Raw genomic sequence first — 6,713 nt, 5'->3', positions numbered from 1 at the left:
TCAGCGCGACTGGCTTCAACAAGCCAACGTTATAGGATGTTAAAGTCGAGCATCGCGTGAATACCTATATCGGTGAGACAAAAATCGAATCGGGTACTTTGCAACTTGGTGATAAAGGAACAGCGGGAAGTATTGATAATACGTCCAAAGTGACAATCGGGCAGAGCGGTGTACTGGCTTTCGACCGAACAAATCCCACCCTCTTTGCCGCTGATATTGAAGGCGTCGGCTCCCTTCACCAACAGGGCACCGGTGATTTGACTCTGACCGGCAATGTGACCACGAGTAAACCGATCACAGTGACATCAGGTAGACTGCGATTTGGTGATGGCAACACCATTGGCAAACTCTCGCTCGCCGGAATCGACAATAAAGGCGCGGTTGTCGTTGCCGGTACGAATAACAGTGTGGTGACACTCGATGGTGAGATGAGCGGGACAGGCACTCTGGAGATCACTGGCGGCAAAGCTATCATAACCAGTGACAGTACCTATTCGGGCCAGACTACCGTTGGCAATGGCGCAACGTTACAACTCGGTAATAGTGGAACGACTGGAAATCTTACCAAAAGCGATATTTTAAACAAAGGCACTCTGGCGCTCATGGCGCTCAATCTGAGTGGAACAACCCATTTTGATGGTGTTATTTCTGGAAGTGGTCATATCGATAAAATTGGCGCTGGCGTAACGAGGCTAAGTTCGGATTCCTCGGCTTTTACAGGATCAACGCGTGTTGAAAGGGGGACTCTTGTCATTGACGGCCAGCTAGGCACAACAACCTCGACCTTCAATGTCAAAAATGGGGGGGAGGTTAATGGTACTGGCACCATTGGCGGCACGGCAATGATCGAAAGCGGCGGTCACCTTAAAGGCAAGCAAGGCGATACGCTGACATTTGACAAGGATCTTATTCTCAGCAGCGGTGCAAATGTGGATATTTCGCTTGGGGCAGAGGATGCCTCTGCGCCGGCATTATTTGATGTTCGTGGTGATCTGACACTGGCAGGAGCGCTTAATGTCACGGATCTTGGTGGGTTAGCAGCGGGTGAATACGATATATTCCACTATGGCGGCACTTTAACCAATAACGGAATGACGTTCACTGGCGGAAAACCGGACGCGCTTTCTCTCGGTACAAATAGAAACCATGAAGTCCATCTCATCAATACTGGTGGTATGCTCTTGAACTATTGGGATGGTGGTGATGCCAGTAAACACAACAATAATGCCATTGATGGGGGTGATGGTATTTGGCAGGTCGGTGGAAATGATAACTGGACATCAAAAACCGGAGATTCCAATGCCAGTTGGAAAAGTGCTGACCAGTTTGCCATTTTCTCAGGAACCGCAGGCACGGTGCAGGTCGATAATAGCGGTGGCAATGTCACTGTCAATGGCATGCAGTTTAGCGCCGATGGTTATAAAATCACCGGCGCCTCGCTGACCTTAGAAAATGATAAAACAGGCAGCGCCAAAATTCGGGTTGGAACGGGTAATAAGTCAACAGCCAGTAGGGTTGCCACGATTGAATCAATTCTGACGGGTTCAGCTACCCTTGAGGCAACGGATGACGGTACGTTGGTTTTGACAGGTGAGAATAATTATACCGGTGGTACGAAAGTGACGCGGGGTGTCCTCCAGATAGGGAACGGCGGCACCAAGGGCAGTATCGCCGGCGATGTGGTCACAGGCAGTAAAGGGACACTGGCTTTTGACCGCACAGATACAGTGACATTTGGCGGCAATATTACCGGCGATGGCAGGCTGGCTCAAAACGGTAAAGGCACGCTGGTGCTCACCGGCACGAATACGCATTCGGGCGGCACGGTAATTCGTCATGGCACTTTGCAGATCGGTGACGGGCATAACAGTGGAACCCTTACCGGATTGGTAGAGAGTGGTGCTGGTACGAAACTGGTTTTCAACCGTGCTGATCAAGTGGCATTTTCCGGTTCCCTGAAAGGGCAAGGGAAAATGGTGCAGACTGGTAACGGTACGACCCTTCTGACAGGCGCTAACAACTATACAGGCACGACAGAAGTACAGAAGGGAATGCTTCGCCAGGGAGCGGAAGGGGCTTTCAGTGCAGATTCGTCTTATACAATCGGACAGCATGGTAAGCTTGATATGGGCGGATTTAATACGACTATTTCCGCTTTGAATAACAGTGGCACAGTCTTGGCTGGCGGAGATGACAAAGCTGTAGGGCGTACACTGATGATCGCCGGTAACTATATCGGCAATAACGGTATGGTGAGTTTATCGACCGTGTTGGAAAGCGATAACTCAAAGACTGACAGACTGGTGGTGAACGGCAGTACATCCGGCACAACTCATCTCGTGATCAAAAATGTCGGTGGAGCGGGTGCGCCGACGAATGAAGGCATCAAGGTTGTTGATGTGAAAGGCACGTCGGGCGGCACTTTCAGTTTGATTGGTGATTATAGCTATAAGGGAGAGCCGGCCGTTGTGGTCGGTGCCTATGCTTACCGTCTTCATAAGAATGGCATTGATAATTCGGATGGAAACTGGTATCTGCGCTCGTCACTGACCAGTCCAAAACCGAACCCAGATCCTGCACCGGAAGAACCGGAACCGTCTCGGCTCTATCATGCTGGCGTTAGCGTTTACGAGGCTTATGGCCGAGTTTTACAGACCCTGAATATGCCTGAGTCCTTACATGATCGGATGAGTGGGCGTAAGGACAGCAGGCTACGCGGCGATGGTTTCAGAACCGCTGCTGACGAGGATAGTGCAGACGATAACACAAACTCATTGCCCAATGGCACATGGGGGCGAATGACAGCCTCTTACGGCAAATTATCGCCACGAATCACCACATCTGGAGCTGGCTATATCACCTATAACATGGCTCGTGCTCAAATCGGTATAGACAGACGCTTTTATGAAAATGACCACGGCTCAGTGGGTGGTGGTGGTTTCCTGCAATATTCGAATATTAATGCAAACGTCGGCTCCGTACATGGTGAAGGTAAAATCCGAGCGAATGGTTACACGATAGGTGCGACAAGTACATGGTATGGCAATAATGGGTTTTATTTGGATGGACTAACTCAACTTACCTACTTTGACAATGATCTGGATTCAAAGACGGCCAGTCGGCAACTGGGGAATAATAAGTTCGCTCTGGGATATGCGTTGAGTCTGGAGACAGGACAAAGATTCGACTTGAGTCCGGCATGGTCACTGACCCCGCAGGCACAGCTCATGTTCTCTTCCATCGATATGAATGACTTCCATGACACATTTGGAACCAAAGTCCGCTTTGAACAAAGCAGGAACATGAAATTGCGTATGGGTGCGACGCTAGACTACAGCCAAAAGTGGAGAGATGATCAGGGCAAGAATGAAAAAGCCACTAATATTTACGGCCTTTTCAACATCCGTCAGGAAATTCTGGGGCGTAATGATGCTATTGATGTTGAAAATATTGCCTTCCACGGAGGGAATGACCGAACTTGGGCTGAGACAGGCGTCGGGGGTTCCTACAATTGGAATGATGGGAATTCTTTCATCTATGGTCAGACTTCTGTCAACACCAGCCTCAATAATTTTGCAGACAGCTATGAACTGAACGCAAAAATTGGGCTAAGGGTGACTTGGTAGTGCAGCAAGAGTCACAAGAATTAACAGAAAACCGTGGAGATAATTCTCCACGGTGAGAGTTTTCAGTGAGCTTATACAACGTGGTATTGAGACCATCCTACAAGAGATATAAATACGTTATTGTATTCGATTATACCGCCGTTATCCTCAAAGGCTGCACAATAGGTTCTTCCCAGTGTTGGTTTCCCAGAACTTGGCGTTATTATACTTTCAGCCCACGTGTTATCAAGGTGACTGCTTTCTGAGCAGTAAATTGTACATATAAGCTTTCCGTCTGACCCTTCGTACCAAAATGAATTGGTATATCTATTTGGAGAATCACTCCCGTCGCTAGCTTTTTCCCAAGTGACGTAAGTATGCCCAGTATCATCTTGTAGTGTCACTGTATAACCATATCCACCTAGTGCCTGAAAGAAATATGAAACATACCAGCCACTTTTGATTCCCGTAAAATAAAGTGTTTTCGTCGCCATTGTAATACCTCTTTATTGTTGTCCCATGGTATATGTTATGCTGCCGACATAATTATTGGCTGTAACCGTTATCGTGCCATGCCCTTCCTTCTGACCTTGCAGGTTTATTCTAAATTGACCGTATTCATCTGTAGTCATTGATTGTATCGTATCGGGGTTTGAAGCAATTTCCGACACATTGATCATGTTTATGGCTGGATCTATTTTATAAGAGATGGGCGTATTTTTAATTTGTTTAGATGTTTGTTTATCGTAAACCTAGATTGTCAGTATTTCGTATTTATCACCGATTGGTTGATATCCGGTTATTATTAGTATCGCATGAAGAGATGGTTGCGGAGGATTTGTCTTTTTTGGTGGATCTGTCTTTTGAATTGTGACGTAGATACTTTCAGATTTAGCTTCATTACTTAGTAAGTCAGTGATGGTATAGTAAATATCATAACTTCCGGGAGGAATAGCAGAAAAAGGTATGGTTATTTGATACGTTGGATCATCAATATTTTCATCTGTGATAAAAAACGGTATTGATGATAGATATGGCGTCAGATGTACAATGATTTTATATCCAATACGAACTTTTTCATTCTTTTTTATTATGACGACCAGTTCATCTTGGCTTAGTTCCGATTCATCAATAATACCATTGCTGCTTTGTGGTAAAGTAAGGGGAACAAGGATGGCGTTCAATATTGTGTTCTTTATAGACATGCTATCACCTTTCTCAAACAATTATCTTCATGGAGGCGACTGCCAAAAAGCAGTAACGATGAGCAGTCACCTATTTTGATTAAGATTCTACACTAACGAGTCTCCTTCTCCTGGTGCTACTGTACCGAAGCTTCTAGTGTAAATTTTCGATTTCTGGTTCTGGGCAAGACGACTGTATTCTATCGTGAGCACTCCTACGTCATAACCATCTGCTGTGTCATACCCCATCAGTTTATCGGGCGCGATGGTAACTTTATAATAGCTATTTATGATGTCTGTCGATTGCACAGTTGCAACCATCACAATTGGTAAAGGACGTACTGGTGAGATAGTATCGACGCAGTGTGAGATATAAACTTTAATCGTGATCTTATCACCTGCGGCGATGGTGTGATCTGGATTATTCTTAGTGTCGGATTGTAGTCGAACCTCAAGCCCTTTTTTACCGATACTGTAGATATTAATTGGGTCGAATTTGCCAATATATTGACCGTATTGGTCATATACTTCTGGGGCAATCAGAGTCCGGTGTCCATCAAAGGGACTTGGACCGTTAATGCCGCCATTATCATAATATATGTAGTTAAGCTTGGATCTTACTGGCATACCTGTTTGGTCAAGCGTAACATAGCTGATATGATTATCACCCGAATACAGGTCGTTGTAATCGGCTTTAAACCTATAAGATCCGCTTTCTTCAACTGTTAGCTGCCCAACGAAGAGTTCTTTCTTAAAAATGTCTTTTTTATCGTCCGTCACAAACCCGATGATAAAATCGCCGATTTTGGCTCCTTCGTAGCTCGGAACCATGAACGTAAAATCATCTACTTGTTGCTCCGGCCTTGTTAAGGTAGAAGAAAAATATGTTTCTTCAATGTTTGGTGGCTCAAAGCTGTCGGATACATCAGTTGGAACAGTCGTAATAAATATGATTTGCCTTTGAGTGTATTTCTCATCATTGAATAGCGTATCAAGAGTAACGAACTTATGTACATTCTGAGTAGCATATATTTTTAGATTCACCGCTGCGCTTGATGTTTTCTGAATCAGGTAGTAATAAAGCTGGTTATCCCGATCAATATCATAAGGATAAATTTCAACCATGTCCTCTGTGAATATTCGTAGCGGAGCTGTTGTACGAAGCGGAATATCATAGTTTGAAATTGCCCCCCCACCCTGCTTTAACATCGGATTGATTGACGCTGAAACAAATGGGTTGTCCTTCCCTGGGGCGGGACCCGTTAATTCAACAGGCTTAGAGTCATACAAATAAGCCGCTGCTCCTCTCAGTACGCAAGTGTCGGGATTCAGGTCTGGATTATCACTAGGGTGATAGGTTACCTCCGTATGTACTTTGCTCGGTGAGTTTGAGGTAAAACTGATTTTGTGGGCATCGTTGCTTTCGTCGGCCTGAAATATCAGTTGTTGAAAAAATACTTGTTTATTAACTTTGCCGGGGAATGTCTTGATTAATTTCACCCCGGGTGGGAGGGTAGCACTGACCTCCACAGTACTTTGAATATTACTCTCACCACTTATTGAAACAATCACACTGAAGGGTTGCCCTTTGATAATATTTTTACCATCGGCAGGAACTGTTGTCATGTTAGCCATTATATTATCCTTTCAAAGTATAAAGTTTACTCTTCACTGAAAACCACATTTTGTGGGTGTGGTCAGCAGCAGGTTTTGACTCTTTATCGAAAAATAACAGGAATGACAGTATTTATATTTAGAACTGATTTTATAGAAAATTTAATACCGAATTATTGGAAGGCTATTTTTACTGAAATTGCAAATCAGGTTATATTAAAACAAATAGGAGTCAATATAATTATGTAAACTTGGATTCACATATTAAGTGCAATATCGTTATAAACGAAGTAAATGAGTTTTTGTCCCT

4 protein-coding genes are annotated in these 6,713 nt (G+C 44.6%); 1 reads left to right on the top strand and 3 read right to left on the bottom strand.

Translation table 11 applies throughout. The annotated features are described in order from the left end of the window. The first annotated feature begins 56 nt into the window (after positions 1-56). Positions 57-3,626, top strand: coding sequence for an autotransporter outer membrane beta-barrel domain-containing protein (locus tag AAY47_RS17255; protein ID WP_053014335.1), 3,570 nt, complete (start codon positions 57-59; stop codon positions 3,624-3,626). Positions 3,627-3,697: 71 nt separating this feature from the next. On the opposite strand, the gene AAY47_RS17250 is transcribed toward AAY47_RS17255, so the two are convergent. The 3 genes from AAY47_RS17250 to AAY47_RS17240 form a co-directional block, all read right to left on the bottom strand. Continuing rightward, positions 3,698-4,099: a hypothetical protein gene (locus AAY47_RS17250; RefSeq protein WP_047771436.1), complete on the bottom strand. Its 402-nt coding sequence runs from the start codon at positions 4,097-4,099 to the stop codon at positions 3,698-3,700. A 258-nt stretch (positions 4,100-4,357) separates the two neighbouring features. After that, positions 4,358-4,810, bottom strand: a complete 453-nt coding sequence (locus tag AAY47_RS22935; RefSeq protein ID WP_047771435.1) for a hypothetical protein — start codon at positions 4,808-4,810, stop codon at positions 4,358-4,360. Between the two features lie 87 nt (positions 4,811-4,897). Next, entirely contained in the window at positions 4,898-6,424 is a 1,527-nt protein-coding gene (locus AAY47_RS17240; RefSeq protein ID WP_047771433.1) for a hypothetical protein, read from the bottom strand. Positions 6,425-6,713 lie beyond the last annotated feature (289 nt).

The sequence above is a fragment of the Xenorhabdus griffiniae genome (genome assembly GCF_001028135.1).
Lineage (GTDB): Bacteria > Pseudomonadota > Gammaproteobacteria > Enterobacterales > Enterobacteriaceae > Xenorhabdus > Xenorhabdus bakwenae.
This window is presented reverse-complemented; position numbering and strand designations above follow the sequence as displayed.

Excerpts from the sequence above, each read along its gene's own strand:
- AAY47_RS22935 (WP_047771435.1), bottom strand. The coding sequence starts at position 4,810 with ATGTCTATAAAGAACACAATATTGAACGCCATCCTTGTTCCCCTTACT.
- AAY47_RS17240 (WP_047771433.1), bottom strand. The coding sequence starts at position 6,424 with ATGGCTAACATGACAACAGTTCCTGCCGATGGTAAAAATATTATCAAA.
- AAY47_RS17250 (WP_047771436.1), bottom strand. The coding sequence starts at position 4,099 with ATGGCGACGAAAACACTTTATTTTACGGGAATCAAAAGTGGCTGGTAT.